This is a genomic window from Oceanisphaera marina (assembly GCF_014643915.1).
GTDB classification, from domain to species: domain Bacteria; phylum Pseudomonadota; class Gammaproteobacteria; order Enterobacterales; family Aeromonadaceae; genus Oceanimonas; species Oceanimonas marina.
This window is the reverse complement of sequence record NZ_BMKE01000001.1, coordinates 159,864-185,700: the sequence shown is the minus strand read 5'-3', so window position 1 is coordinate 185,700 and position 25,837 is coordinate 159,864. Positions and strand designations below refer to the sequence as shown.

General features: G+C 55.2%; 24 protein-coding genes. 15 read left to right on the top strand and 9 right to left on the bottom strand.

Translation table 11 applies throughout. From position 1 onward, the window contains the following. The first annotated feature begins 20 nt into the window (after positions 1 to 20). Positions 21 to 1,388: a GGDEF domain-containing protein gene (locus IEW52_RS00965; RefSeq protein ID WP_188628195.1), complete on the top strand. Its 1,368-nt coding sequence runs from the start codon at positions 21 to 23 to the stop codon at positions 1,386 to 1,388. On the opposite strand, the gene IEW52_RS00960 is transcribed toward IEW52_RS00965, so the two are convergent. Beyond that, complete coding sequence (locus tag IEW52_RS00960) at positions 1,374 to 2,303, bottom strand: ChaN family lipoprotein (RefSeq protein WP_188628194.1); 930 nt, start codon at positions 2,301 to 2,303, stop codon at positions 1,374 to 1,376. The genes IEW52_RS00965 and IEW52_RS00960 overlap by 15 nt on opposite strands. Positions 2,304 to 2,415: 112 nt before the next feature. Between IEW52_RS00960 and IEW52_RS00955 the strand changes: the two genes are divergently transcribed. After that, positions 2,416 to 3,534, top strand: a complete 1,119-nt coding sequence (locus tag IEW52_RS00955) for a 3-phenylpropionate MFS transporter (RefSeq protein WP_229667728.1) — start codon at positions 2,416 to 2,418, stop codon at positions 3,532 to 3,534. Further along, positions 3,531 to 7,007, top strand: a complete 3,477-nt coding sequence (locus tag IEW52_RS00950) for a hybrid sensor histidine kinase/response regulator (RefSeq protein ID WP_188628273.1) — start codon at positions 3,531 to 3,533, stop codon at positions 7,005 to 7,007. Before IEW52_RS00955 ends, IEW52_RS00950 begins: the two co-directional genes overlap by 4 nt. A 35-nt stretch (positions 7,008 to 7,042) precedes the next feature. Here IEW52_RS00950 and IEW52_RS00945 read toward each other — a convergent pair whose 3' ends face one another. Beyond that, on the bottom strand, positions 7,043 to 7,681 hold the full coding sequence (locus IEW52_RS00945) for a response regulator transcription factor (protein WP_188628192.1): 639 nt from the start codon (positions 7,679 to 7,681) through the stop codon (positions 7,043 to 7,045). A 132-nt stretch (positions 7,682 to 7,813) separates the two neighbouring features. Here IEW52_RS00945 and IEW52_RS00940 point away from each other — a divergent pair, with 132 nt between their 5' ends. The 4 genes from IEW52_RS00940 to IEW52_RS00925 all read left to right on the top strand — a co-directional run bounded on the left by IEW52_RS00940 (position 7,814) and on the right by IEW52_RS00925 (position 11,346). Next, on the top strand, positions 7,814 to 9,148 hold the full coding sequence (locus IEW52_RS00940; RefSeq protein WP_188628191.1) for an MFS transporter: 1,335 nt from the start codon (positions 7,814 to 7,816) through the stop codon (positions 9,146 to 9,148). Beyond that, on the top strand, positions 9,145 to 9,873 hold the full coding sequence (locus IEW52_RS00935; protein ID WP_188628190.1) for a DUF3108 domain-containing protein: 729 nt from the start codon (positions 9,145 to 9,147) through the stop codon (positions 9,871 to 9,873). The genes IEW52_RS00940 and IEW52_RS00935 overlap by 4 nt, the downstream gene beginning before the upstream one ends. A gap of 43 nt (positions 9,874 to 9,916) precedes the next feature. Continuing rightward, entirely contained in the window at positions 9,917 to 10,540 is a 624-nt protein-coding gene (locus IEW52_RS00930) for an energy-coupling factor ABC transporter permease (RefSeq protein WP_229667727.1), read from the top strand. Between the two features lie 71 nt (positions 10,541 to 10,611). Next, a complete protein-coding gene (locus tag IEW52_RS00925; protein WP_188628189.1) occupies positions 10,612 to 11,346 on the top strand; it encodes a DsbA family protein in 735 nt (244 codons plus the stop codon). 87 nt (positions 11,347 to 11,433) lie between these two features. On the opposite strand, the gene ycaO is transcribed toward IEW52_RS00925, so the two are convergent. The 3 genes from ycaO to IEW52_RS00910 form a co-directional block, all read right to left on the bottom strand. Beyond that, positions 11,434 to 13,185, bottom strand: a complete 1,752-nt coding sequence (gene ycaO / locus IEW52_RS00920) for a 30S ribosomal protein S12 methylthiotransferase accessory factor YcaO (protein WP_188628188.1) — start codon at positions 13,183 to 13,185, stop codon at positions 11,434 to 11,436. Between the two features lie 200 nt (positions 13,186 to 13,385). Then, positions 13,386 to 14,489 (bottom strand): aspartate-semialdehyde dehydrogenase, encoded by a 1,104-nt coding sequence (gene asd / locus IEW52_RS00915; protein WP_188628271.1) that lies wholly within the window; start codon positions 14,487 to 14,489, stop codon positions 13,386 to 13,388. Between the two features lie 112 nt (positions 14,490 to 14,601). Then, complete coding sequence (locus tag IEW52_RS00910) at positions 14,602 to 15,507, bottom strand: LysO family transporter (protein WP_188628187.1); 906 nt, start codon at positions 15,505 to 15,507, stop codon at positions 14,602 to 14,604. Between the two features lie 393 nt (positions 15,508 to 15,900). Here IEW52_RS00910 and IEW52_RS00905 point away from each other — a divergent pair, with 393 nt between their 5' ends. From IEW52_RS00905 to IEW52_RS00890, 4 genes are read left to right on the top strand one after another with little or no spacing between them, the layout of a single operon-like run. Further along, positions 15,901 to 16,668, top strand: coding sequence for an ABC transporter ATP-binding protein (locus IEW52_RS00905; protein ID WP_188628186.1), 768 nt, complete (start codon positions 15,901 to 15,903; stop codon positions 16,666 to 16,668). Positions 16,669 to 16,727: 59 nt separating this feature from the next. After that, positions 16,728 to 17,504: an L-arginine-binding protein AotJ gene (gene aotJ, locus IEW52_RS00900; RefSeq protein ID WP_188628185.1), complete on the top strand. Its 777-nt coding sequence runs from the start codon at positions 16,728 to 16,730 to the stop codon at positions 17,502 to 17,504. A gap of 52 nt (positions 17,505 to 17,556) precedes the next feature. Next, on the top strand, positions 17,557 to 18,297 hold the full coding sequence (locus IEW52_RS00895) for an ABC transporter permease (RefSeq protein ID WP_188628184.1): 741 nt from the start codon (positions 17,557 to 17,559) through the stop codon (positions 18,295 to 18,297). A gap of 3 nt (positions 18,298 to 18,300) precedes the next feature. After that, positions 18,301 to 18,990, top strand: a complete 690-nt coding sequence (locus tag IEW52_RS00890; RefSeq protein WP_188628183.1) for an ABC transporter permease — start codon at positions 18,301 to 18,303, stop codon at positions 18,988 to 18,990. Between the two features lie 110 nt (positions 18,991 to 19,100). Here the strand turns inward: IEW52_RS00890 and IEW52_RS00885 are convergent, their stop codons facing one another. Beyond that, positions 19,101 to 19,484 carry a DUF2069 domain-containing protein gene (locus IEW52_RS00885; protein WP_188628182.1) on the bottom strand — a complete coding sequence of 128 codons (384 nt, stop codon included), beginning with the start codon at positions 19,482 to 19,484 and terminating at the stop codon, positions 19,101 to 19,103. After that, complete coding sequence (arsC, locus tag IEW52_RS00880) at positions 19,484 to 19,831, bottom strand: arsenate reductase (glutaredoxin) (protein WP_188628181.1); 348 nt, start codon at positions 19,829 to 19,831, stop codon at positions 19,484 to 19,486. Before arsC ends, IEW52_RS00885 begins: the two co-directional genes overlap by 1 nt. 122 nt (positions 19,832 to 19,953) lie before the next feature. On the opposite strand from arsC, the gene IEW52_RS00875 reads away from it, so the two are divergent. Further along, positions 19,954 to 20,397, top strand: a complete 444-nt coding sequence (locus IEW52_RS00875; protein ID WP_229667726.1) for a TlpA disulfide reductase family protein — start codon at positions 19,954 to 19,956, stop codon at positions 20,395 to 20,397. 244 nt (positions 20,398 to 20,641) lie between these two features. Here IEW52_RS00875 and bepA read toward each other — a convergent pair whose 3' ends face one another. Beyond that, positions 20,642 to 22,087: a beta-barrel assembly-enhancing protease gene (gene bepA, locus IEW52_RS00870; protein WP_188628179.1), complete on the bottom strand. Its 1,446-nt coding sequence runs from the start codon at positions 22,085 to 22,087 to the stop codon at positions 20,642 to 20,644. Positions 22,088 to 22,205: 118 nt separating this feature from the next. Between bepA and IEW52_RS00865 the strand changes: the two genes are divergently transcribed. From IEW52_RS00865 to IEW52_RS00855, 3 genes are read left to right on the top strand one after another with little or no spacing between them, the layout of a single operon-like run. Further along, complete coding sequence (locus tag IEW52_RS00865) at positions 22,206 to 22,427, top strand: sulfurtransferase TusA family protein (RefSeq protein WP_188628178.1); 222 nt, start codon at positions 22,206 to 22,208, stop codon at positions 22,425 to 22,427. Positions 22,428 to 22,439: 12 nt separating this feature from the next. Beyond that, positions 22,440 to 23,510, top strand: coding sequence for an AI-2E family transporter (locus IEW52_RS00860; protein WP_188628177.1), 1,071 nt, complete (start codon positions 22,440 to 22,442; stop codon positions 23,508 to 23,510). Positions 23,511 to 23,550: 40 nt separating this feature from the next. Next, positions 23,551 to 24,888, top strand: a complete 1,338-nt coding sequence (locus IEW52_RS00855; RefSeq protein WP_188628176.1) for a sodium-dependent transporter — start codon at positions 23,551 to 23,553, stop codon at positions 24,886 to 24,888. Between the two features lie 100 nt (positions 24,889 to 24,988). Here IEW52_RS00855 and IEW52_RS00850 read toward each other — a convergent pair whose 3' ends face one another. Continuing rightward, positions 24,989 to 25,825 carry a tetratricopeptide repeat protein gene (locus IEW52_RS00850; RefSeq protein WP_188628175.1) on the bottom strand — a complete coding sequence of 279 codons (837 nt, stop codon included), beginning with the start codon at positions 25,823 to 25,825 and terminating at the stop codon, positions 24,989 to 24,991. Between the last annotated feature and the right edge of the window lie 12 nt (positions 25,826 to 25,837).

Sequence of the window (25,837 nt, the reverse complement as noted above, 5' to 3'; positions counted from 1 at the left end):
TCCCAAATAGCAGCATTTTAATGATAGATCATCTCAGCTATGGCCAGCGTCAGTGGCATATTATATTGGCTAACTATGATGAGAGCATGCGCTCTCGGGTGCGTGAAGTAGTGTTGGCACATAGTCGCGAACTCACGGATGATTTTTATCAGCAAATGATGGAGCAACCCGAAGCGCGAGAGTTTCTGGCTCATGAAGTGGTAAATCAGCGCCTGAAAGCCTCTATGACGCGCTGGTTGGAACAGGCATTTTCCATTCAAGCTCCCGAGACCATCCCCGGCGCCGTAGAGCGACAATTTGAAGTCGGTAAAGTGCATGCCCGCATCAACTTGCCCATTAATCTGGTGTCCTTGGGGGCGCGGCTGCACAAGCGACGCCTGCTGGACTACATTTCACGGCTGTGGAGTGAGCCGGCCGACTGGTTGCCGGCGGCCCAGTACTTGATGGATGTAATGGACTTGTCGCTGGAGCTGATGAGTGTGGCCTATGTTACCAAGTCGGATCGTAAAAGCCGGGCCGCCGAGGCCTACCGCCTGCATACCTTGAGCCTGAACCTTGCCGTGGAACGAGAGCGACAGCGCGCGGCGCTACTCGACTGGAGTCACGAGCTGATGTTTGCGCTGCACAGTGGCGAGCTTTCGTTAAAAGGAGTGAGTCGCTCCGAGTTTGGGTTATGGTTCCATCATCAGGCCATTACCGTGTTTGAAGGGGCGCCGGAGCTCAGTCAGATTGAGCAGGTACTGCAGCAAATTGACCTGGTGATACTGCCTGATCTGCAATCGACCATGGCTCCCCATGCTGGTGTTATGGTGGAAAAAATGGCGCTGCTACAGCAGGAAGTAAAAGCCATTATTTACTTTATGACCACCATGTTTGACCGCTATATCGAACTGGAGCAGGGGCGAGATACCCTGACCCGGCTGCTGGATCGACGATTTTTGCCGGCGGTGATGAATCGCGAGGTGAAATTGTCCAAGCGTAACGGCGGCGTATTCTCGGTGATCTTGTTCGACATTGACCACTTTAAAGCGATTAATGACAACCACGGTCATGAAGGGGGAGACCTGGTATTGCAGCAAGTGGCCAACTTGGTGGCAGGTTCGGTACGCAGCAGCGATTTTGTGTTTCGCTACGGCGGTGAAGAGTTGCTGGTGGTGCTGGTAGAGGTGCCAGCCGACAAGGCGCTGGCCATTGCAGAAAAAATACGCACCAAGTTGATGAGCAGCCCGTTAAAGCTGGCCGACAATAATACCTTGCAGGTGACCATGAGCGGCGGTGTGGCCACCTTTGATGGCCATCCGGATTATGAGCACCTGATCAATCGTGCCGACAAGGCCTTGTACCTGGCAAAAGAGCAGGGGCGAAATGCCTGTTCAGTTGCCGGCTGACAGACACTCGGGCTTGCTCAGGCTGAATGCCGGCAAAGGTTCGCCTTCCAATCGGGAGGCGGGTAACGGGGCGACCCGCAAGCTCCACAGCGGCGCGTCGGGCAAGGTTTCGTCGGTGGTGACCGGGTAAATCAGCGCTATGTTGAGTCCGGGAGCGCGCTGTTGCAGGCGTTGCGCAGTACCCAGACCGTCGGCAATATGAAAACGGCCCACCGTCAGCATCACTCCGTGGCTGGGATGTTGCTGCAGATACCGCTGAATGCTTTCGGCCATGGTGTCGTCCCAGGTGGTTTGCGCGGCAAATTGCTGTTCGCTGGGAGCCTGACCATGATGGCGATTCACCATAAAACGCGCCTTGTAGGCATCGTCGGTCAGGGTCAGTCGTTCGGCTACCCATTTGCGCTCATTTTCCGGTAAGCGTTGTAGATAGTCCGCTCCCTGGCGGCCGATGCAGCGCACTATGTTGCGCGGCGCATTGGCGGCAATAACCGGGATTTGGGCGTCCCGAGCCAGGCTGATCAAGGCGCGATAATCGCTGCGATAGCCAGGCCAGGCATGACTCTGCTCTATAAACACATCTTCGCCCATGTCTCCAGCCAGATAGGCATCGACTGTGCCTTGATTCTCTCGGCTGAATTGCTCCATGGCCAGTGCGAACGGGCGGGGCTGGCTAAGCAACTGGGCCAATAAATCGGCCTGAAAGCGGTGTATTCCCTGATGCCCGTGCAATTCGCCGACCATGATCACGTCGGCATCGGCCAGCTGTTCAACCGCCTCTGGCAGTGACAACCCATTTCCCGTCGGATCTTGCAATTGATAGTCGAACAGGCTGGATATCGGTGCAGGCAAAGAAGCCGCGCTGTTAACCTGGCAACCCGTGAGCAGGATCCCGGCAAGCAAAGAGAGTAGTCGCATCACACAACCTTTATTAAATGGAAATAGACCCTGAGTCATAACGTATTATCATAGGCCACATGGACTCACTAAGTAAGTCGCCAATATGACGCCTGTATTCTGGCTTTCCTCAATGTTTGCCCTGTTTTATTTCAGTTATGGCATTTATCTGCCTTACTGGTCGCTGTGGCTCAGCCATGCAGGAGCCGAGGCGGAGTTTATTGGTATGTTGCTTGGCCTGGGGATGGTGGCCCGTTGTGCGGGTAACTTACTGGTGATGAGCCGTATTCGCGCCGCCCGTCATCTATTGCCTGCCGCGCGCTGGTTGGCCTGGCTCAGTTTGCTGAGCTTTGCGGCTTTCTACCTTAACCAGTCGAGTCTGGCGCTGATAGTGCTGATGATAGGCATGAATGTGATTTACCCCTCGCTGATGCCGCTCAATGAAGCGCTGGCCAGCCGCTTGATTGTGCAGGTGCGCCTGGATTACGGCAAGGCCAGGCTGTGGGGCTCGGCGGCGTTTATTGTCGCCAATGTAGCGGTGGGCAGCCTGACCAGTCATTGGGGCGAGCAATGGGTGCTGCACATGATGGTGGTCGCCATGGGTCTGATGTGGCTGATGAGCCTGTTGCCCATGACACCGCCCCCCGTTGAGCAGCAGGATGAGCGTCAGGGCGACAGCCTGCTGCAGGTGTGGCGCCGCCCGAACATGAAGCGATTTTTACTGATTGTGGCGCTGTTGCAGGGCAGTCATGCTTTTTATTATGGTTTTAGCGCCCTGTATTGGCAGCAGCAAGGGTATGCGACCAGCACCATAGGGTATTTATGGGGGCTGGGAGTCCTGGCTGAAATAGTGGTGCTGGCCATGAACCGCCAGTGGTTCGAGGCCATGACGGCCCGGCGACTGTTACTGGCGGGTGCCCTCTGTTCTCTGGTGCGCTGGACCATTATGGGAAGTACCACCCATATCAGCTGGCTGATCCTGGCGCAATTGCTGCACGCGGGCAGTTTTTGTCTGAGTCATCTGGGTGCCATGCGCTATATCAGCCGCGATTTGGCCAGCGAGGCGGTGATTGGTGCCCAGGCGTTATATGCGGCCCTGGCCATGGGGCTGATGGTGGCGCTGTTACTGGTGGCTTCGGGGCAATTGTACCCGGTGTTGGGGGGATACACCTTTGGCCTGATGGCGGTGGTAGTAGTGCCCGCTTGTTGGCTGCTGCGCACGTCTTTAACCGAATATACAAGAGAGAGCTGATGCAGGGCTGGACCGTAATCAACATAGCGCTGGCGTACCTGGCGATATTGTTTCTGTGTGCCTGGTTGGGCGACAAGGTGCGCATGGGCCACCGGGCGGGCCGCCTGCGCCCGCTGCTGTACAGCTTTTCGCTGGCAGTGTACTGCTCTTCCTGGAGCTTTTTTGGCACTGTGGGGCAGGCCAGTACCGACAGCTGGTCTTATTTTTCGATTTACCTTGGCCCGATACTGATGTTCACGCTGGCCGGTCCCTTTATTGCGCGCCTGATCGACGTGGCCAAGCGGGAACACATTACCTCCATCGCCGATTTTATCGCCGCCCGTTATGGCAAGTCGCAGCGGCTGGCGGTGTACGTGACCCTGATTGCCATTGTTGGCGTTTTGCCTTATATCGCCCTGCAGCTGAAAGCCATAGTGATGGGGCTGAACCTGATGGCGCCCGAGGTGGTGGGCGGCAGTGGGCGTAGTGCCGGTGAGGTGGCCCTGATGGTCACCCTGTTGTTTACCGTGTTTATTCTGCTATTTGGTACCCGCCATATCGATGCCACCGAACATCAGCGCGGGGTTATGGTCGCCATTGCGGTGGAGTCTCTGGTGAAGCTGGTGGCCTTTATTGTGGTGGGTGGCTTCGCGCTGTGGCTGATTGTGGCCTATCCCAACCAGCAAAGGGTCATGGTGGCGGAAGACTTTATCGGCAGCTTTGTGAACGTCACCGGCGCCAGTCTGCTGGACATGGGAGTCTATACTCTGTTGTCGATGAGCGCCGTCATCTGCCTGCCGCGCCAGTTTCATGTCACAGTGGTGGAAAATCACGACCCGGCTGACCTGCGCTGGGCCCGGCGCTTGTTTCCGGTTTACTTGCTGCTGATGGGGCTGTTTGTGTTGCCGCTGGCGCTGGCCGGACAGCAGTGGTTGGCTGCCGACACTTCGCCGGATACCTATGTGATCAGCCTGCCACTGGCCCAGGGGCAGTCTGCGCTGGCAGTGCTGGCCTTTATTGGCGGGGCCTCGGCGGCCACCGGCATGATGATTATTTCTACCATAGCGCTGGCCATCATGGTCAGTAATGATCTGGTGTTGCCGATGATCTTGCGCCGCCGTCAGTTGCAGGGGGCAGATTTCAATGACTTTGCCCAGTTGTTGCTCAAGGTCAGGCGTACCGCCATTATCGTGATCATGGGCTCGGCCTGGCTGGTTTTTCTGTGGCTGGGCGACATCAACAGCCTGTCGCGTATCGGCTATCTGAGCTTTGCCGCCATTGCCCAGTTTATTCCGGCGCTGGTACTGGGCCTGTTGTGGCGGGGCGGAAATCGGCGCGGAGCCTATTGGGGCTTGAGCCTGGGTATGGTGATGTGGCTGTTGAATCTGATGGCCGAAACCGGGCTGTTTGCCGGCGATGCCGACAGCAACTTTCTGCTGTGGCTGTTAACGCCACCTCACTGGGGCGCCGTGGGCGAGATGAGCCCCGTGACCTGGGGCATTTTGCTGAGTTTGCTGTTCAACCTGGCCGGCTACTTGTTGGGCTCCTGGCTGTCGGTGTCGTCGGTCAGCGAGCGTTTTCAGGCGGCGGTATTTGTGGGCCGCCAGCACAAGGACGATGGTGATGTTTATCGCGCCAGGGTCTCGGTACAAGAGCTGGAGCAGCTGGCGTCTCGTTTTGTGGGAGAAGCCAGAGTCAGTCGCGCTTTTGCTCGTTACGCCGGTGATAATGGCACCCTGGAGGGCAGTATGCAGGCTCCGGCCAGTCTGATCCGGCACACAGAGCGAGTGCTGGCCGGTGTGTTTGGTGCCTCGTCGGCGCGGCTGGTATTGGCGTCCGTGTTGCAGGGGCGCACCATGGAACTGGATGAACTGGCGATGATTGTCGACGAGGCCGGCGATGTGTTTCGCTTTAATCGCGGCTTGCTGCAAGGTGCCATAGAACACATAGGGCAAGGTATTTCGGTGGTGGATAAAGAGCTGAATCTGGTGGCCTGGAACCGGCGATACATAGAGCTGTTTGCCTATCCAGCCGAGCTGGTGCAGGTGGGGCGGCCCATTGCCGACATCATTCGCTATAACGCCGAACGGGGTTTGTGCGGGGCCGGCACAATACAGGAGCACGTAAACCGTCGGGTGAATCACATGAAGGCCGGTACGGCCCATACGTCGGCCCGTATTCGGCCCGATGGCCGAGTGATAGAGATGCAGGGCAACCCCATGCCCGGCGGCGGTTTTGTCATGACCTTCAATGACATCACCACCTTTCGCCAGGCCGAGCAGCTACTGAAAGACGCCAACGTGGTGCTGGAATCGCGAGTCGCAGAACGCACCCGGGAGTTGTCGACCGTGAATCAACAGTTGCTGGCGGCCACCCATGAAGCAGAAAAGCTCAGCGCCTCCAAGAGCCGTTTTCTGGCGGCGGTGAGCCACGATTTGATGCAGCCCCTCAATGCGGCCAAGCTGTTTGCGTCGTCCTGGCTCGAGACTTCCAGCGACGCCGACAGTCGACGTCTGGCCGGCCATATCGATCGCTCTCTGGCCGCCGCCGAAGACCTGATCAGCGACCTGCTCGACATGTCGCGCCTTGAGTCGGGCAAGCTCACCGCCAAGCCGGTCGATTTTGCCCTGAATAACCTGTTCGACACCCTGCAAGCCGAGTTCAGCGCCCTGGCCGAGCAGGATGGCGGACGCTTCGAGGTGGTGACCAGTCAGTTGGGGGTACACAGCGACCCTCGGCTGCTGCGCCGTATTTTGCAGAATTTTCTCACCAATGCGCTGCGTTATAATCCGGGAGGGCGAATCTTGCTGGGGGCGCGCCGCCAGGGAGACGAGCTGTGTCTGCAAGTCTGGGATAATGGCCCGGGCATTGCCAGCGATAAGCAGCACACCATTTTCGACGAGTTTATGCGCCTGGAGCATGGGCAGCGTCAGCATCAGCAAGGACTGGGCCTGGGGCTGGCCATCGCTCGGGGGGTGGCCACCATGCTGGGCCATCGACTGGCGGTGCGCTCCATCGAAGGCAAAGGATCTGTGTTCAGCGTTATCGTCCCCAGGGCGAGCCTGTATGCAGGTGCTGTGACTCAATCTCCCGTAGTGCCGGCCACTAACAACCGCCAGCTGGCGGGAATGCGTATCTTGTGTATTGATAATGATCCGGACATTCTGACCGCCATGTCGGACTTGCTGAGTCGCTGGGGGTGTGAGCTGCAACTGGCGTTGAATGGCCTTGAGGCCCACCAACATTACCAGGACGGCTTCGTGCCGCAGGTTATTTTATCGGATTATCACCTGGATGAAGGGGAAACCGGTATCGATCTGGTTACCCGGCTGCATCAGGCGTTTGCGCCCGTGCCGACCGTGGTGATCAGCGCCGATCGGCAACCCGAGCTGCAGGCTCAGTTGCAGCAGTTGGGATTGAGTTATTTAAGCAAACCGGTCAAGCCACTCAAGCTGCGTGCGCTATTGCAGCACCTGGTAAAATGCGGGGATTAGGGATTAGGGATTAGGGGTGGGGGGTGCGGCTGTCATTAATATTCACCGCCTTCCAGCTGCGACAGTGCGATGACCGCCTGGGTACGGTTTTTAACGTCGAGTTTGCGAAAAATAGCGGTGACGTGCGCTTTTACCGTGGCTTCCGATACGTTGAGCTCGAAGGCGATTTGTTTGTTAAGCAGGCCTTCGGACAGCATGCTCAGCACCTTGAATTGCTGAGGGGTGAGGCTGGCCAGACGTTCGGCAATAGTGTCTTGCGGTGCCTGATCCAGGCTGATGCCGTCGGGAAACCAGGGCTCGCCTTCTAAAATCGTGTTCAGCGCACTCACCAATACCGGCATGGGAGCGGACTTGGGAATAAAGCCCATGGCACCAAAGCGCATCGCCTGCTGAACGATGGCGGGCTCTTCGCTGGCCGACACCATGACCACGGGTAACTGAGGATATTGATGCCGCAGTGAAGCCAGGGCAGAAAAACCACTGGCACCGGGCATTTTGAGATCCAGCAATAACAGGTCGATGTCATCGGTGTCACTCAACAGCTGCATCAGACTATTGATGCAATCCACCTCTTGCAGCTCGGCACCTGCTACCGCCATTTGCACGGCCTGATGCAAGGCACTGCGAAACAAGGGGTGATCATCGGCAATAATAATGCGGTAGGCCATATCCATTTGAGATTTAAGTCCTTGTGTCGATGAAGGTAAGCAATAAACGTCGTGGTCTATGTACCTTGTTATCATAGGGCCTCGAGCGCGGCCTGAGAACAGGATGAGGCAATTTTCGTGATCTGGTAAGGAAAGGATATGACATTGAAAAAAACGGCGGCGGGGCAGTTTTCCAGTTTGGCTCGTTTCTTGAGCCAGGAGGAAGATGCCAGACTGTGCAAAGATATTCCCGACGAGGCCTGTGTCGTTATCAAGGGTAACCGGCGCTGGTTGATTCTTGCCCAGGTTGCCACCGCCCTGGCCGAGCTGATGACCAATGCCAAAACCGTGCTGCCCTGGTTGCTGCAAGCCGTGGGAGCGCCGGTGTGGATTATTGGCTGGTTGGTGCCGGTGCGCGAAAGTGGTTCCATGTTGCCGCAAATTGTACTGGGTGCCTATGTCCGGCGGCTACCACAACGAAAAACGGCCTGGTTGTGGGGGGCCGGCCTGCAGGCCGCCTGCCTGGTACTGATGGCGGTGGTCGCCTTGATTTGTTCGGGGTGGCTGGCGGGCATCTTGCTGCTGGTGTTGCTGGGCGTCATGAGTTTGTCCCGAGGCTTGTGTTCTATTGCCGCCAAGGATGTACTGGGAAAAACCGTTCCCAAGCGCGAGCGGGGCAAGGTAACGGGGGCCGGTGCCAGCTGGGCCGGTGGTATCGGGCTGTTGTTTGGTTTGCTGCTCAGTCGCCTGAGCGATATTCCGTTGTGGGGTTACGCGCTGATCCTGCTGGCGGCCGCCGTGGTGTGGGGCCTGGGTATCTTGTGTTACTGGAATATAACCGAACAAGCCGGCGCTACCCAGGGGGGCGTGAATGGCTGGCGTCACGCCCGGGAAAATATCAAACTGGTGCGGGAAGACGCGAACTTTGCCCGTTTTTTAATGGTGCGGACCTTGCTGTTATCAACGGCTCTGGTCACGCCCTATTATGTATTGCTGGCGCGAGAAAATGATACCAGCATGCAGGTGCTGGGTTGGCTGGTGATTGCCCAGGGGCTGGCCCAGTTTGTCAGTAGCTGGGTATGGGGGCGAATGGCGGATCATTCCGCGCGCCGGGTAATGCAATGGGCGGCGACGATCGCTTCTTTATTGGGAGTGGCTGTCTGGCTGCACCTTGATGGCTTTGCGGGGACCCCCTGGGTTGGCTATTTTCCGGTGATGATTTTTATTCTTAGCCTGGCGCATGCGGGCGTGCGGGTGGGGCGCAAGACCTACCTGGTGGATCTGGCTGGCGGTAACCGGCGCACCGATTATGTATCGGTCAGCAATACCTTGATGGGATTATTGCTGTTGCTGGTGGGTGCCTTGAGCATGTTGCTGGCGTTGTTCTCCAACCTGGTGGTGATTCTGGTGTTTTCTTTACTGGGGATGATTGGTGTATGGTTAGCACAAACATTGCCGGATGTTCAGGCGCAGACAGATGAGGAAAACGGATGATTAAGAAAATCGTATGGGCGCTGGGTGCGCTCATGGCTGCCGGGAGTGTTTCGGCCCAGGATATTGATCATTTGCGCGCCGAGTTCAGTGTGCTGCTCAATGGCGATAAAACCCGGGGGGTTAACACCCTGAATATCGACCGTAATAAAGACCGCTATCACGTGCATTTTTCTCTGGCACACTGGCTGCTGGACGTGGATCAGAAAGCCAGTTTCACCTGGAAAGACTGCACTGCGGTGCCCGAAACCTTCAGTTACAAGGCCAAGGCTCTGGGAGTGCGGCGAGAAGAGCGTCTGGTATTCGATGCCAACACCCAGATGGTGCTGTATCAGGGCAAAGAGGGCGACACCCTGTTATCGACCAAAGACGGCGCCTTTGACTCGGTCAGCTTTTTCTTTGAAGCCCGTTGCGATCTCATGGCCGGAAAAACCAGCTTGACCTACCCTGTGGTACGAGATGACGAAATTAAAATGATCACCTTTAACGTGGTGGGCAAAGAAGTGGTGCATACCGGCATTGGCAGTTTCGAGAGTCTGGTGGTAGAGCGCGATCGTGGCAACAGCAAACGCAGAACCCGGTTTTGGGTCGCCCCCGAACTGGACTATCAGCTGGTGCAAATCAGCCATGATGAAAACCGCCAGCTTTCGGTAACCGTAACCCTGGACAAGCTGAGTTATACGCTGGTTGATGCGCCGACCAAGGTTGCCGAGCGGTCCGCTCAGTAAGGCCTGGTGGCTGTAAACACCAGATAATGGAAAGGAGCAGGGCGTGATTGTACTTGGCATGCTGGTGGTGTTGGTGGCGGCCTGGAATATAGACTGGCGCGCCTGGCTGAGTGATAAAACCCGTCAGCATTTGAGTTTTGGGGCTGCCATTGCCCTGGTGCCATTGTGGATGCTGCAGGCTGGGGTAAAGGAAGGGCTGGAAGTGCACTTTCTTGGCCTGACGACCCTGGCACTCATGTTGGGGTGGCGCATGGGGCTACTGATGAGCAGCGTGAGTCTGCTGTTGATCACCCTGTTCAGTTTTGAGTCCTGGCCCGCCTTTGGCGTTAATCTGTTGTTGGGCGTGGTCATACCGCTGACCTTCAGCTACTTTGTTTTTTTGCTGACCTACAGCTATTTGTACCGACATCTTTTTGTCTACATCTTTGTGGCGGGTTTCTTTAATGCGGCCCTGACCATAGCGGTCAAGACCTTAATTTTTTCAGGGTACATGGTGTGGTCTGAACAATATAATTGGCAAACGGTACTGGATAATTACCTGAGCGTGTTGCCCCTGCTGTTGTTTCCGGAAGCATTACTCAACGGCATGGCGATTACCGTATTGGTCGTGTTCAAACCTCATTGGATGCGTACTTATCTGGATCGCGATTATTTAATTAATAAGTGAGGCGGGTCTTCTGATGCCTTCTTTGGTCTGATACGCTACATCAAGATAACCTAATTTAATGTGAGAAGCAGATGAACCCTAGATTATTGAATACTCTGGCACCCATTCTGGCCCTGGGCCTGTTTTCTGCCGCGCCTGCCCAGGCAGAAATGACCCCGGATCAAGTCAAGAAGCTGGTGCGGGAAACCCTGCTGGAGCAGCCGGAAATTTTGCGTGAAGCCATTATCAAGCTGGAAGAAAAAGACCAGTTGGCCCAGCAGGCGGAGTTTTCCAAGCAGTTGAAACAGCAATCGGCACAGCTGTTTGCCAATAAAACCGACGGCATCATGGGCAATCCCAAGGGCAAAATCGAAATAGTCTACTTCACCGACTACAACTGTCCTTATTGCCATCGCATGAATCAAACGCTGCAAACCCTGATCAAAGAGGAGTCGGAGCTGAAGATTATCGTCAAGGACCTGGGTATTCTTGGCCCCGATTCGGTACAGGCGGCGCGCCTTGCCCTGGCGACGGCTCAGGAAGCCCCTCGCCAATACGAAGAGCTGCATCAGGCGCTGATGAGCCAGCAAAGAGTGAAAACCGCGGCCCTGGCCAGCATTACCGACAAGGCCGGACTGGACAGCAAAGCCCTGTTGAAGACCGCCGACAGCAAGCAGATTTCCGACAAGCTAAGCCAGAACCTGAGCCTGTTCCGCAGCCTGGGTTTGAATGGCACGCCCGCACTGGTATTCCCGGATGGAACCCTGATCCCGGGCGCCGTGGATGTAGACGGCTTAAAAGACATTTTAAAGAAACAAAAGTCCTGATCACTCGCTCATCTCGTTGAGCGTACTCAGCATAAAAAAAAACCGGCATCAGCCGGTTTTTTTATATCAAGCATCCAGAGCCAGTACTCAGCTTGCCTGTCGTTTGGCCTGTTGCAGTTTCTCGTAGGTGGCCAGCAACGCCTGATGCGCAGGAAAATCCGCCAGGCTTTCGTCGGCCAGCGTCAAGCCATGAAAACGCGCACTGCCGTCAATTTGTGCCCACACCTGTTCTACCGTATCGTCACCAAACATGCTGGCAAAGGCGTTACGATATTGATCAGGATTTCGGTTGTCGTCCAGATGCAGCTCCAGAGCCGCTTTCAGGCAACGATAATAACGATGGCGCTCGTCACTGAACACGGATGCATTAAAGCTTAAGGTCCAGTCGGCATATTCCAGTGCCAGCTCTCGCTCTCCGGCGGCCAGCGCCAGCATGCACTTGAGCTCGCCCACCCGCAGTGTATGCCAGGCCGTGCCCTTGCTCGAGGCAATGCCAATCAGCTCTCGCACGCGAGTAAAGTCATCCAGACCTTCTTCTTCCAGCAACTCGTACAGGCTCATCAGTTGTTCTGCATCGGCATCCGAACCGGGCAGGCTGAGCAGGGTGGCACGCAGGTGGGCACCCATATTGTTATTGGCCATTAACAAGTCTTCTACCGGATAAATATCCGACATGCCGGGTGCCAGAATACGGCAGGCGTAGACGCCCAGATGCTCGTAATCGGCAATGTATACCGGTTGACCCATTTGCTCGAAAATGGCCAGCAAGTGAGTAAATTCCTGCTCCGAACTGCCGCTGAAGTCCCAGTCGGCAAACTCGTAATCGGGCTGATCCTTGAACATGTCCCAGCTGATCAAACCGGAGGAGTCGATAAAGTGGGTTTCCAGGTTGTGATGGTCGGCCACTTCGTCGTCGCTGAAAGAAGGCGGTACGAACACGTCCAGATCTTTCAGGCTGCGACCCTGTAACAACTCGGTGACGGTGCGCTCCAACGCCACTTCAAAACGAGGGTGAGCACCAAAAGAGGCAAAGCAGGTGCTGTTGCTCGGATTGAACAAGACCACACAAATCACCGGATATTCGCCGCCCAAAGAGGCATCAAAGGCATGAATCGGGAAGCCTTGCGCTTCCAGCGCGGCTATCGGCTCCTGAATGTGCGGATAACGGGCCATGACCTCGGCCGGAATGGTCGGCAGGCTGATACGCTCGGCAATAATCCGGTTTTTGATATGGCGTTCAAATACTTCCGACAAGCCCTGGGTACGGGCTTCGGTACGGGTGTTACCGGCGCTCATGCCATTGGACACATACAGGTTGCCGACGATATTCATCGGGATATACACGGTCTGCTTGTCCCCCTGACGTTCGAAGGGCAGGGCACAGATACCACGCTCTTCGTTGCCAGACTGCATATCGATCAGCAGATCGGCGGTCAGTTCGTTGTCCGGATTGTAAAAATCACGGGTATAGTCGTCGAGCATGCCGGTGGGCAAGCTGTTGTCGGCGGGCAGCGGGAACCACTTTTCGTTGGGGTAATGCACGAAATCACCGTTGGCGATCTCCTGGCCCAGATAGAAGTCGGCGAAGAAGTAGTTGGTGGCCAAACGCTCGAAATATTCGCCCAGGGCCGAGGCCAGCGCGGCTTTTTTGCTGGCACCTTTGCCATTGGTAAAGCACAGCGGGCAGCTTTTATCGCGAATATGCACCGACCACACATTGGGTACCGGATTCAGCCAGGAGGCCTCCTCGATATCAAATCCAAGCTTGATGAGTTGTTGCTGAAAATAGCTGATGGAGTCTTCCAGCGCAGCATCTTTGCTAGGAATGAATGTTTTCATGAGGGCCTCGGGTGTGGTCGGCAAAAGAAGGCAGATCCTAACCCGAGGCGATTTTCTGAACAAGCCTTGGCTGCGGCAAATTGCTGCTGGAGCGGCGAAACAGGCTCAACAGTAGTATCGGTGCGAGATCTGCCTACCGATAAGGCGCCAAAAAAAGCCCGCCAGGTGGCGGGCTCTTTCTTGGCGTTAGCGACGAATGCTTATGGCAGCAGGTGCAACATGCGGCGCAGCGGCTCGGCGGCGCCCCACAGCAGCTGGTCGCCTACCGAGAAGGCAGACAGATACTGTGGGCCCATGTTCAGCTTGCGCAAACGACCAACGGGTACGGTCAGGGTGCCGGTCACGGCAGCAGGGGTCAGTTCTTCCATCGACAGCTGACGATCGTTGGGGATCACCTTGACCCAGTCGTTGTGGCTGGCCAGCAGCTTTTCAACTTCAGGAATCGAGATATCTTCTTTCAACTTGATGGTGAATGACTGGCTGTGACAGCGCAGTGCACCCACTCGGACACACAGTCCGTCTACCGGAATGGTTTGCTCTATGCCGAGGATTTTGTTGGTTTCGGCCTGGCCTTTCCACTCTTCGCGGCTTTGGCCGTTTTCCAGCTGGGAGTCGATCCAGGGGATCAGGCTGCCGGCCAGCGGTACGCCGAAGTTATCGACGGGTAAATCGCCGCTGCGGGTTTTTTCGGTCACCTTGCGCTCCAGCTCAAGAATGGCCGAGCCAGAATCGGCCAGTTCGTCGGCCACTTCATCGTGCAGCATACCCATTTGCGTGATCAGCTCACGCATGTGGCGAGCACCACCACCGGAAGCGGCTTGATAAGTAGACACCGCCACCCATTCAACCAGGTCTTTTTCAAAAAGCCCACCCAGTGCCATCAGCATCAGGCTGACGGTACAGTTACCGCCAACAAAGGTCTTGGTGCCTTTGTCCAGCGCTTCACGAATCTGCTTGTTGTTCACCGGATCCAGCACTATCAGTGCTTCGTCATCCATGCGCAGGGCAGAAGCGGCGTCGATCCAATAGCCGTTCCAGCCAGCGGCGCGCAGCTTGGGATACACCTCCTTGGTGTAGTCCCCGCCCTGACAGGTCAATACTACATCCAGCTCTTTAAGCGCCTCAATGTCGAAGGCGTTCTGCAGGGTGCCGGCGTCGGTGCCAAAGTCGGGGGCAGGCTGACCTGCTTGAGAAGTGGTGAAAAAGACCGGCTTAATGCGGGAGAAATCGCCTTCTTCTACCATACGGCTCATCAATACCGAGCCCACCATGCCGCGCCAACCGACCAGACCTACAGTTTTCATCATTAAATGTCCCTTCCCTTGGAAGTAAGTAAACCAAAATTCCCTGTTTACAATACTGATTGAGCGCTCAGGTGCAAGGAATAAAGGTGAATTGTACGTAAAACCGGCTGTTTTATCCCAGCGAGAGAAACCCGAGCATCAATACTGGCGCGGCCAGACTGAGGATAAAGCCGGATACAATGGCCACCGGAACCACGGCCACGCCGCCCGAGCGTTGCAACACCGGCAGGGTAAAGTCCATGGCGGTGGCTCCGCCGTAGCCTACGGCACAGGAGGGATGGCGGCGCATCAGTGCCGGAATCATCATGATGGCGACCAGCTCTCGAGCCAGATCGTTGATGAAGGCAGCACTGCCCAGTACCGGACCCAGTTGGTCACTGATCAGAATGCCCGACAGCGAATACCAGCCATAACCCGAAGAGAAAGCCAGTCCGTGGCTGAGCGGCATGTCCAGTATCCAGGCGCCGGCCAGGCCACCACCCCAGGAACTGACCAATACCACCAGGGCAATGGCCAGCCCCCAGGGGTTCAGCAATATCTGTTTCAGTCGCATGCCGGAGTTACGCAGCTGCACGCCGATTAACAGCAACAGCAGCATCAGGGCCCATTCGCTCAAGGTATCGACCGCAAACCACTCGGGATCCAGAAAGTAACCCAAGGCCACCCCGGCAAGAATAACCAGACACAGCCAGACCGAATCGAGCAACAGCGCCCATTTGCTGATGGCTGGCGCGCCACGCTCACCGCTTAGCCGGCCCCGTCGCACATCCAGCAACCAGAGACAGGCCAGATTAGCGACGGTGATACAAGCCAGAAAGACGAGGCTGACGGTAAAGATAGTGCCGAGGTGAGCCACCAGGTTATCAACAAAGGCCAGGCTGATCCCCATCAAAAACAGGATCAGATACACCATGCGTGCCACCGACACATTCAATAAATGCAAAATCGACTGCGAGCGACAGGGAATGCAATAACCCAACGCCAGGGGTAATAAAACGATAAGTAAGCCGGAGTACATAAGGTTTATCTTCCAAATTGGTCGCAGAGGCTGGTTTATTAACCGCCATATTCCATTAACAAACAGGATACGTGAGCTTATTTAGAAACAAAAGCCGAAAAATATGCGCTATCGAGCCGTCAGCTTTACCATAATGTCAGGTCTGCTCTTGGCCAGCAAAGGTATGACATTCAAGATACTCAGTAATCAAGTGAGAAATTATTCGCTATTTGTGCATAATATTATACTGTGAATGCATGGTTGTGTTGTACGAAAAACCATCTAATTGCAGTTTGTACAGGTGATTATGTTGTTATTACGATAAACTGATGGTAGTTTTCGAGGAGGTTAACAAGCTGTTAACCGTAAAGAACACTATGTCGTCTTGTCGACTGTGGAACAAGGATCTAATGGATGAGTAAAGCTGCCCTGGAAGTGTCGGGCCTGCATAAACACTACGGCTCTCTCGAAGTATTAAAAGGCATCGATTTAACGGCCTTGAATGGCGATGTCATTTCCATTATCGGCTCTTCCGGATCCGGTAAGTCTACCTTTCTGCGTTGTATCAATCTGCTGGAAACGCCCTCCGCCGGTGACGTGCGCCTGCATGGCGAACTTATCGAAATGCGTACCACCAAGGGCGGCGAACGTGAGCCGGTGAGCATGCGCCAGGTTGAACGCATTCGCTCCCGGCTGGCCATGGTGTTTCAGAGTTTCAATTTATGGTCCCACATGACTATATTAGAAAACATCATCGAAGTGCCGATACACGTATTGAAAGTGCCGAAAAGAGAGGCGATTGAAAAAGCCGAAGCGCTGCTGCACAAAGTGGGGCTGTACGAACGGCGGGAATATTACCCCAATCATTTGTCGGGCGGGCAGCAGCAACGCGCCGCCATCGCCCGGGCACTGGCGGTCGATCCGGAAGTCATGCTGTTTGATGAGCCGACCTCGGCGCTGGACCCCGAGCTGGTGGGGGAAGTGCTGGGTGTTATGCGCAGCCTGGCCGAAGAAGGCCGCACCATGCTGGTGGTAACCCACGAAATGAGCTTTGCCAAAGAAGTGTCCAACAAGCTGATGTTTCTGCATCAGGGCGTGGTTGAAGAGCAGGGGGATCCCAAACAGGTATTTGCCAACCCGAGCTCGGAACGATTCAAACAATTTATCTCGTCGGTTTATTAAATCTGCCGATGAATGGCGATAAACGGATATACACCCGGCGTAATACAAGGAGTAAGTTGATGAAAAAACTGTTGGTTGCTGGCGCTATCATGGCGGCCCTGACGGCTGGAGCCGTGCAGGCAAAGGAATGGAAAACAGTACGATTTGGCATAGAGGGAGCCTATCCTCCCTTTTCCTGGACCGATGAGAGCGGCGAGCTGCAAGGCTTCGACGTTGATATGGCCAATGCGCTGTGCGAGCAGATGGAAGTAAAATGCCAACTGGTTGCACAAGACTGGGATGGCATTATACCCGCCCTGCTGGCGCGTAAATACGACGCCATTATCGCTGCCATGTCGATTACCGAAGAGCGCAAACGCACCGTGGATTTCACCGGTAAATATGCCCTGGTACCCAACAAGTTCGTGGCCAAGAAAGGCACCGAGCTTGATTTAAGTGAAGCCGGGCTCAAGGGCAAGCGTGTGGGCGTGCAAATCGCCACTACGCATGACAAGTATCTGACCGACAACTTTGGCAAAGATGTGAATCTGGTCCGCTACGGCACTGCCGATGAGGCCTATCTGGATCTTAAGTCGGGCCGGGTTGATTATGTCTTTCTGGATGCCACCGCCATTGAAGAAGGCTTGCTGAATAAGGACGGCGGTGACCAGTTTGAATTCGTGGGACCTTCGGTGACCGATGAAAAATGGTTTGGCGAAGGCTTTGGCATTGCGGTGCGCAAGCAGGATCAGGACTTGAAAAACAAGTTGAACAAGGCCATCGAAGCCCTGCGTGACAACGGCAAGTATGAGGCGGTGAACAGCAAGTATTTTGAATACGACGTTTACGGCGGTTAATCTGCATAAGTCGGCTCGCTTGTATCAGGAGCCGACAAGATAGGAAGTCGTTATGCTGGATCTGCAAGGATACGAAAGCTCGTTGCTCGAAGGCGCCGGGCTGACCATACAAGTGGCGCTGTTTTCGCTGTTGCTGGCGGTCACGCTGGGCTTGCTGGGCGCACTTGCCAAACTTTCCTCATTCAAACCGGTTCGCTGGTTGGCCACCGGCTATACCACAGTGATCCGCGGCATTCCCGACCTGGTGCTGATGATGCTGATCTTCTTTGGCGGCCAGGTATTGCTGAATAACTCGCTTTATTCCCTCAATGAAAAACTCAATGACTGGCTGGGTGCCGGCAATCCCGATCACGAGTGGGTGAGTTATGTGCCCGACTACATAGAAATCAGTCCCTTTATTGCCGGCATTATCACCATAGGGTTTATCTTTGGTGCCTATATGACCGAAACCTTTCGTGGTGCGATTCTGGCCGTCGACAAGGGAGAGCTGGAGGCGGCTAGAGCCTATGGCATGAGCAACATGCAGGTGTTGCGCCGCATTCTGTTTCCGCAAATGATGCGCCATGCGCTGCCGGGCCTGGGTAACAACTGGCTGGTACTGCTTAAAACCACCGCCCTGGTGTCGATCATCGGGCTGGACGATATGGTACGTAAGGCCTCACTGGCTGCCGGTGCCACCCAGTTACCCTTTACGTTCTACATGGCGGTAGCGATTATCTTCTTACTGTTTACCACCATTTCGACCTCTCTTTTGAAGTGGGCCGAGCGTCATTACGCAATTGCGGCGAGATAAGCTATGGACTTTACAATAATCGCAAATGAATGGACTGTGTATTGGCAGGGTTTTTACACCACGCTGTGGCTGGTTGCCGTTTCGCTGTTCATCGGCTTGCTGATTGCCGTGCCACTGGGCATTTTCCGCAACAGCAGTAACTGGTTGCTCAAGGGGCCGGCCTGGGCCTACATCTACTTCTTTCGTGGTACGCCGTTACTGATACAGCTGTTTCTTATCTACTATGGTGCCGGACAGTGGAACTGGCTGCGCGAGTCTGCCGCCTGGGAGTTATTCAGTCAGGCGTGGTTTTGTGCCATTCTGGCCTTTACCCTGAATACCAGTGCCTACACCGCCGAAATTATTCGCGGTGCCATCAATGCCATGCCCGAAGGGCAGGTCGAAGCCGCCTATGCCTATGGCATGAGCCGATTAACGACGCTGCGGCGTATTATTCTCCCCAACTCTTTTCGCCGTGCCTTGCCCGCCTACAGCAACGAGGTGATCTTCATGCTGCACGGCTCTGCAGTTGCGGGGGTGATTACCATAGTGGATTTAACCGGTGCCGCCCGTATCGTCAACTCCCGGTATTATTCGCCCTTTGAGGCGTTTTTGGCCGCCGGCTTCCTGTATATGTGTCTGACCTTCTTGCTGGTCTGGGGCTTTCGGCGCCTGGAAAATCGCTGGTCCCGACACCTGCAAGCCAGAGCTTAAAGAGCCGCTGTAAGCGTTACGCCATACGCGGTAAGTTAAATAAAAAAACCAAGCCTCTACAGGCTTGGTTTTTGATTTTCGTACGGCGTGTAACGTATAGCGTTTAACGCTTAGTGTTCAGCTTTTTTCTTCTTGCGAATACTCAGGCCCAGCTCGCGGCCGCGCAGCTTGGCGTAATACATGTTGCCGATAAACATGGTGCTGGCCAGCAGTAGCTCGACTGCGGCCAACCAGCGCTCGCCTTCGTCTACCCAGAGCAGAACGCCCGCATGCAAAAAGTAGGGCATCAGCATATAAACCGCCCAGGCGTGGGTATAAGGGTTACCCTTGAGCATGCCCTTGATGGGGATCAGCAACCAGGGTAGCCACAGGATCAGCATAAAGGTGACGCTAAGGTGGGGGGAGGGCGAGATAAACCCATGCCATAAAATAACCCACAGCATCAACCCGAAATAGCCGGTCAGAGCCAGCATGCGTGCCAATTGTGTCGTCATTACAAGATATCCAGCACTTGCTCGGGCGGGCGACCCAGCGCGGCCTGATTGCCGTTAACCACAATTGGGCGTTCAATCAGTTTGGGATTTTCTACCATGGCGGCAATCAGCACCTGCTCGTCTTGTACTTCGTCCAGGCCCAGCTCTTTATATATGGCTTCTTTGGTGCGCATCAGCTGGCGGGCTGAGCTCATGCCCAGCAGAGTCAGCAAGGTGTTTAGCCGGGCCGCATCGGGTGGGGTGTCGAGATATTTTATAATCTCCGGGGTGAGCCCTTTCTCTTCGAGCAACGCAAGCGTCTCTCGGCTTTTGGAACAGCGGGGATTATGATAGATAGATAGGCTCATTCTAAACTCCTGTGGCGATATGGCCGGTATGGCACCAACGGCAGATGATAGCGCAGGTGATTGTATAAAAGTGAAGGCTGAGGGTACAGCATATGAGAAAGCTTGGACGTGGGTTTTTGATAATGAGTGCGCTGCTATTGCCCCTGACCGGTTGCGGCGACAAGGCCAGCCTGACGCTGGCAGACGGGCAGCAACAGCAATTAAGCGATTATCGAGGTCAGTGGCTGGTGGTCAACTACTTTGCCGAGTGGTGTGCTCCTTGCCTGCGAGAAATACCACTACTGAATGAGCTGCAGCAAAGTGATGGGCCCGCCGTGCTCGCAGTCAGCTTTGACCAGCTGTCTGAAACCGAGTTGCAAAGCCTGGCTGCGCGTTATGAAATGACAATGCCTGTCGTGATGAAGCTTGAAGGTGATTGGCCCTTCGATACCCCTAACGCCTTGCCAACCACCATGGTACTGGATCCCGACGGTAAGCTGGTAGACAGCCATCAGGGAGAGCTTAAACCGCAAGACGTCACCCGCTGGCAAACCGCATATTGGGATAAAACCAGCCAGCAGCCTTAAGCCATCAGCGGTCAGTAATCATCGGACTCATTGTTCGGTGATTTCGTTGGGCCGAATAAATTCAACCCTTCTATGATGATGTGTTGGCTGTGGTATTTTTAATACCAAGAGCGAGATACTGGGGAGAGCCCGGCAAGACGGCGTAGGGTGGTGTACTTTGTTGCATCGCCGAGATCCTGATGGCCATCAGGATCTCGTAGTTAGATTTTTTGTGTTTTTCTTACCGCCTACCGTTTTGTGTTCGCTAGTTCCTCAATGCTTCCCATTCTTTTTGCTGTTGGCGCAGCTGCTCAAGGCGGGCGCCGAGGCGAGCACGCTGCATGCTGTCTTTTGACAGATTGGCGGCAATTTCCATCTGGTCAACCGCCAGGTCGTAACGGCCTTTCAGGGCGGCAACCTCGGCTTGAGCCTGACGAAAGGCCGATTCATCACTGAGCGGTCGATAAGCCTGGGCGATCAGATCCCAGGCCAGCAGGTTTTCCGGATGACGACGCAGGTAATTATCGAGCAGGGTGGCCGCTTGCTGATGGCGACCGGCCTGCAACAGGCTGTCGGCCAGGTTGATCATCACCACCTGATTATCGGGTCTGTGTTGTTGGGCCGCCTGCAAACGAGCGATAGCGGCATCAAATCTGTCTTGTGCATTATCGAGATCGGTCAGAGCATCCAGAATAAAGATATTATTGGCATGCTTGCGGGCCAAACTGTCCAGTAATGGGCGAGCCTGTTTATAGTTATTGGTTTTCAATAGCGCAAGGGCCTGACCATAATGGGCCGCATCGGCTTGCCAGCCACTGCTTTGCGTCGCTTGCTGTGCAAAAAAGCCTTGCAGCTCGGTGGCGCTGCGTTGCTGAAAGCGCACCATGACTCTGGCCTTGGCCAGCTGAAAATCCAGGCTGTCGGGATAACGTTGTTTGGGATAATCCTGGGCCCGGCTGCGGGCCTCGGCAATGCGGCTGCTGGGCAAGGGGTGGGTCAGCAGCATGGGGGGCGGCGTGCTGGCAAATTGATATTTATCGGCCAGCTTTTGGAAGAAACCGGCCATGGACTCGGGATCAAACCCGGCATTATGCAGCAGACGCAAACCAATACGGTCTGCTTCAAACTCGTTATCCCGGGTGTAATTGATGGCCGACTGCATTTTCAGGCCCAGGGTGGTTTGCAAGGCCGCCATGCCCGCTTGCGGATTCACCACGGCCAGTGCCACCGATCCCACCAGACCGGCTATGGTCAGCGGGGTACTGCGCGATTGCGATTCCAGATAGCGGGCAATATGGCGTTGAGTCACGTGGGTGATTTCGTGGGCAATGACCGAGGCCAGCTCGCTTTCATTGTCTGCATATAAAAATAGCCCGGTATGCAGCTGCACCACGCCCCCCAGAAAGGCGCTGGCATTAATGCTGTCGTCGTTGATTAACAAAAATTGAAACGGAAAGCGCACCGAGTCGGCTTGAGACAGTAATTTCAGGCCCAGGTCGGTGACATACTCGTTGAGCACGGGATCATCTATTACCGGCTGGTTGGCGCGGGCGAAGCGGACAAATGCCTGACCAAAGCGGGCTTCTCGCTCTACCGACATGGCGGTAACACCGGCGGTGCCGATATCGGGCAGACCGTTTGCGGCCTCAACAAAGGGTGTCGTCATCAGCAAAGAAAACACCAGTGCCAACTTGGTGGCATTCAACTCCATTTTAATTACCTTGTCTTATGGTGCGCTTGTAGCAGAATACCTGCCCCTATTAGGGGTAACAAGCATTGTTTGGTGGCCATAACAAAGGGATAATGCTTTTCATTTTTGCGGAGGTGCAGTGCAAACACTGGATGCAAGCGCCTGGCGCTGTCCCTTGCCGTTGCTCAAGGTCAAGCTGTGGCTCAAAGCGGCGCAGGGCGGGCAGCAATTACAGTTATTGATTGCCGATGCGGGGTCTCGACAAGACATTCCCGCTTATCTGTTGCGCATGGGTCACTCGGTAACCCGGGTTAGCGAAGAGACCAATATGCTGACACTCATTATTACCAAGGCACCATAAGGAACTATTTGCATGCTGGATGTTATCAAGCACTGGTATCGGCAGCGGTTTACCGACCCCGGTGCCGTTGCACTGTTTTTAAGCCTGCTGTTCGGCTTTGTGGTGGTGTATTTTCTTGGCCACATACTGGCACCGTTTTTTGCCGCCGTGGTGATTGCCTATTTGCTGGACTGGCCGGTCAGCCGCCTGGAGCGGCTGGGCCTGGGCCGGGTACTGTCGGCGGCGGTGGTACAGCTGCTGTTTGCCATTCTGGTGATATTGTCTCTGATCAGCATAGTGCCGACCTTTTTGTCGCAAATGGCCAATCTGGCCCGAGAAATACCCGCCATGATCAGTCGCAGCCAGGAATTGCTGTTAACGCTGCCCGAGGAATATCCCGAGCTGGTCAACGTCACTCTGATACAAAGTGTGCTCGATGATCTGCGCAGTCGTTTACTGGGGTCGGCAGATGCGATTCTCAGCGTTTCGCTAAGCTCCTTGACCAATGCGGCCGTGTTGCTGGTGTATCTGATATTGGTGTCGGTGCTGGTGTTCTTTATGTTGAAGGACAAACGCCAGTTGCTGAACAGCAGCAGTCGCTTTTTACCGCGCAATCGCGAGCTGGTCTCTCGGGTATGGCGAGAAATGAACGTGCAAATTGCCAACTATGTGCGCGGCAAGGTGATTGAAATCCTGATCGTGGGCGGCGTGAGTTACCTCTCTTTTATGCTGCTGGACTTGCGCTATCCCCTGCTGCTGTCGGTGCTGGTGGGGTTCTCGGTACTTATCCCCTATATCGGGGCGGCGGCAGCCACGGTGCCGGTGGCCATGGTGGGGCTGTTTCAATGGGGGTTTGCGCCGCCGTTTTTCTACCTGATGGTGGTGTACGGCATTATTCAGGCGCTGGATGGCAACGTACTGGTCCCCATCCTGTTTTCGGAGGCGGTCAACCTGCATCCCATCGCCATTATCATGGCGGTGCTGGTGTTTGGCGGGTTATGGGGATTCTGGGGAGTCTTTTTTGCCATTCCGCTCGCCACCCTGGTCAAGGCGGTGGTGAACGCCTGGCCTGGCGATGACGACTCACTGGCTAAAACAGAGTAAGCAGTAACATACAATCAATACAAAAAAGAAGGACGCTACAGTGAGAGAACATTTCGGCTCGCGCTTCGGGTTTATTATGGCAGCCGCCGGTGCTGCCGTGGGGCTGGGCAATATCTGGGGTTTTCCTACTCAAGCGGCCAGTAACGGTGGCGGGGCCTTTCTGCTCGCCTATCTGGTATTGGTGATGCTGCTGGGCTTTCCCATGCTGGTGATGGAAGTGGCTATCGGTCGGTTTGGCCAGGCCAACCCGGTGGATTCGGTGCGCAAACTGGGCCGCCATCCGCTGCAAAAATTCATGGCGTCGCTGGTGGGCTATGCCGGCATGCTGGTGCCCAGTCTGGTGCTGTCTTTTTATGCCATAGTGGCCGGCTGGCTACTGGCCTTTCTGGCGGCGGCCATTACCCGCATACTGGGATGGGATCAGGCCACGGCCTGGTTGCAGGACTTTGGTCTGGCTCGCAACATAGTGTGGACGCTGGTGTTTTACCTGCTGACCATTCTGGTGGTGCAGGCGGGGGTGCGCAAGGGGATAGAGCGTTGGTCGGCAAGGCTGATGCCGGCGCTGTTTGTGCTGTTTCTGTTGTTGTTCTTCTATATTCTGACCCAGGACGGCGCCTTTGTCGGGCTCAAGCATTATCTGGTGCCCGACTTCAGCAAGGTATTCGAACCTGGGTTGCTGATCAGTGCCATGGGGCAGGCGTTTTTCTCGCTGACCATCGGCGGCTGCTCCATGCTGATGTATGGCTCTTATCTGAACAAGCAAGAGAATATTCCGCGCACCGCCCTGCAAATCACGCTGCTGGATACCGGGGTCGCCTTTCTGGCCGGGTTGGTTATTCTGCCGGCCATGTTTGTGGCCATGAAAAACGGCGTCACCATTTATGGCGAAGACGGTAGTCTGCTCAGCTCGGATACTCTGGTGTTTGTGGTGTTACCGGCCTTGTTCGATACCATGGGCCCCGTCGGCCTGGTGATGGCACTGGTGTTCTTCGTGTTGATGGGCATAGCAGCACTGACGTCGTCCATTTCGATGCTGGAAGTACCTGTGTCCTACAGTACCGAGCGCTTCAAGATGCCACGACCCTTGATGACCTGGCTGCTGGGCGGTGTGCTGGCGCTGGTGAGCGTGATTATCTGTCTGAACTTTGGCAGCCTGTTTGGCTTCGTCATTCGCCTGTCGACCCAGCAAATACAACCCTTGGTTGGTCTGGGGTTTGTACTGCTGGGGGGCTGGATGTGGGGCCGGGCCAAGCTGTTTGAAGAGCTGGTGCAGGGCTCGCCCGAGCTGGCGACCAGTCTCTTCTGGCGGATCTGGCCCTGGTACGTGCGCATTGTCTGCCCGCTGCTGGTTATTCTGGTGATCACCAGCAGTTGGTGAGTTATCAGCGTCGAGCACCCAGCTAAATAAAAAGCCCCGAACCTGCAGGTTCGGGGCTTTTCTTTGGCTGACAGCTTAAAGCTGATGGCTTACCGCTTTTTTAATACAGCATGCTGTACAGTTTGCGACGAAAGCGCGAGGCGACCGGGTCGGCGCCCATGGTGGTCAGCATATCCAGAAAGTGCTTTCTTGCTTCACCAAAGGCCAGATCTTTCTGCAATACCTCTATCAGTAGCTGCAGTGCTTCTTCCTGGCGGCCGGCTTGAAATAACTGTACCGCCAATTCTTCTTTCAATAGCAAAGACTCGGGGTCGGCGGCCAGTTTTTGCTCCAGTTCACGTAATTCCGGGCTATCGGCGGCTTCTTCAGCCAGCTCCAGGCGCGCCAGAATATGCTGGTACTGGCTGTCTTGATCCGCCATGCCGATGGTGGCCAACAGCTGCTTGGTTTCTTCCAGCTTGTTCAGCGCCAGAGCCGCTTCGGCCAGATAAAGCCGTATGGCGGCACTGTCTTCCAATGCGCGAGCCTGTTGCAGCAGACCATAGGCCGCCTGAGGGTCCATACCCAGCATCTGCTTGGCCTGTTCCAGCATCAGCTCGGCTTCGTTGGGCTGATAAGGCTGTAAAAACTGGCTAATGGCGGCCTCATCTTGTGGGCCTTCCAGCACATCCACCGGTTGACCGTCTTTAAAGGCCACCATGGCGGGCAGGGCACGCAGGCCCAGTTGCGAGGCCAGACTTTGGAGCTGAGGATCTTCTACATTGACCCGGGCTAAATCAATATGCTGATTTTCAGCACCAATCAAACGTTCTAAAATCGGCGCCATTACCTGGCATTCAGGCACCGCTTGCGCATGGAAGTAAATCACCACGGTTTTGCTCATGGATGTTTCAATCAGTGCCTGCTGAAAGTTCTGCACATTAATGTCAACGATCATAAAAGGAGTCTC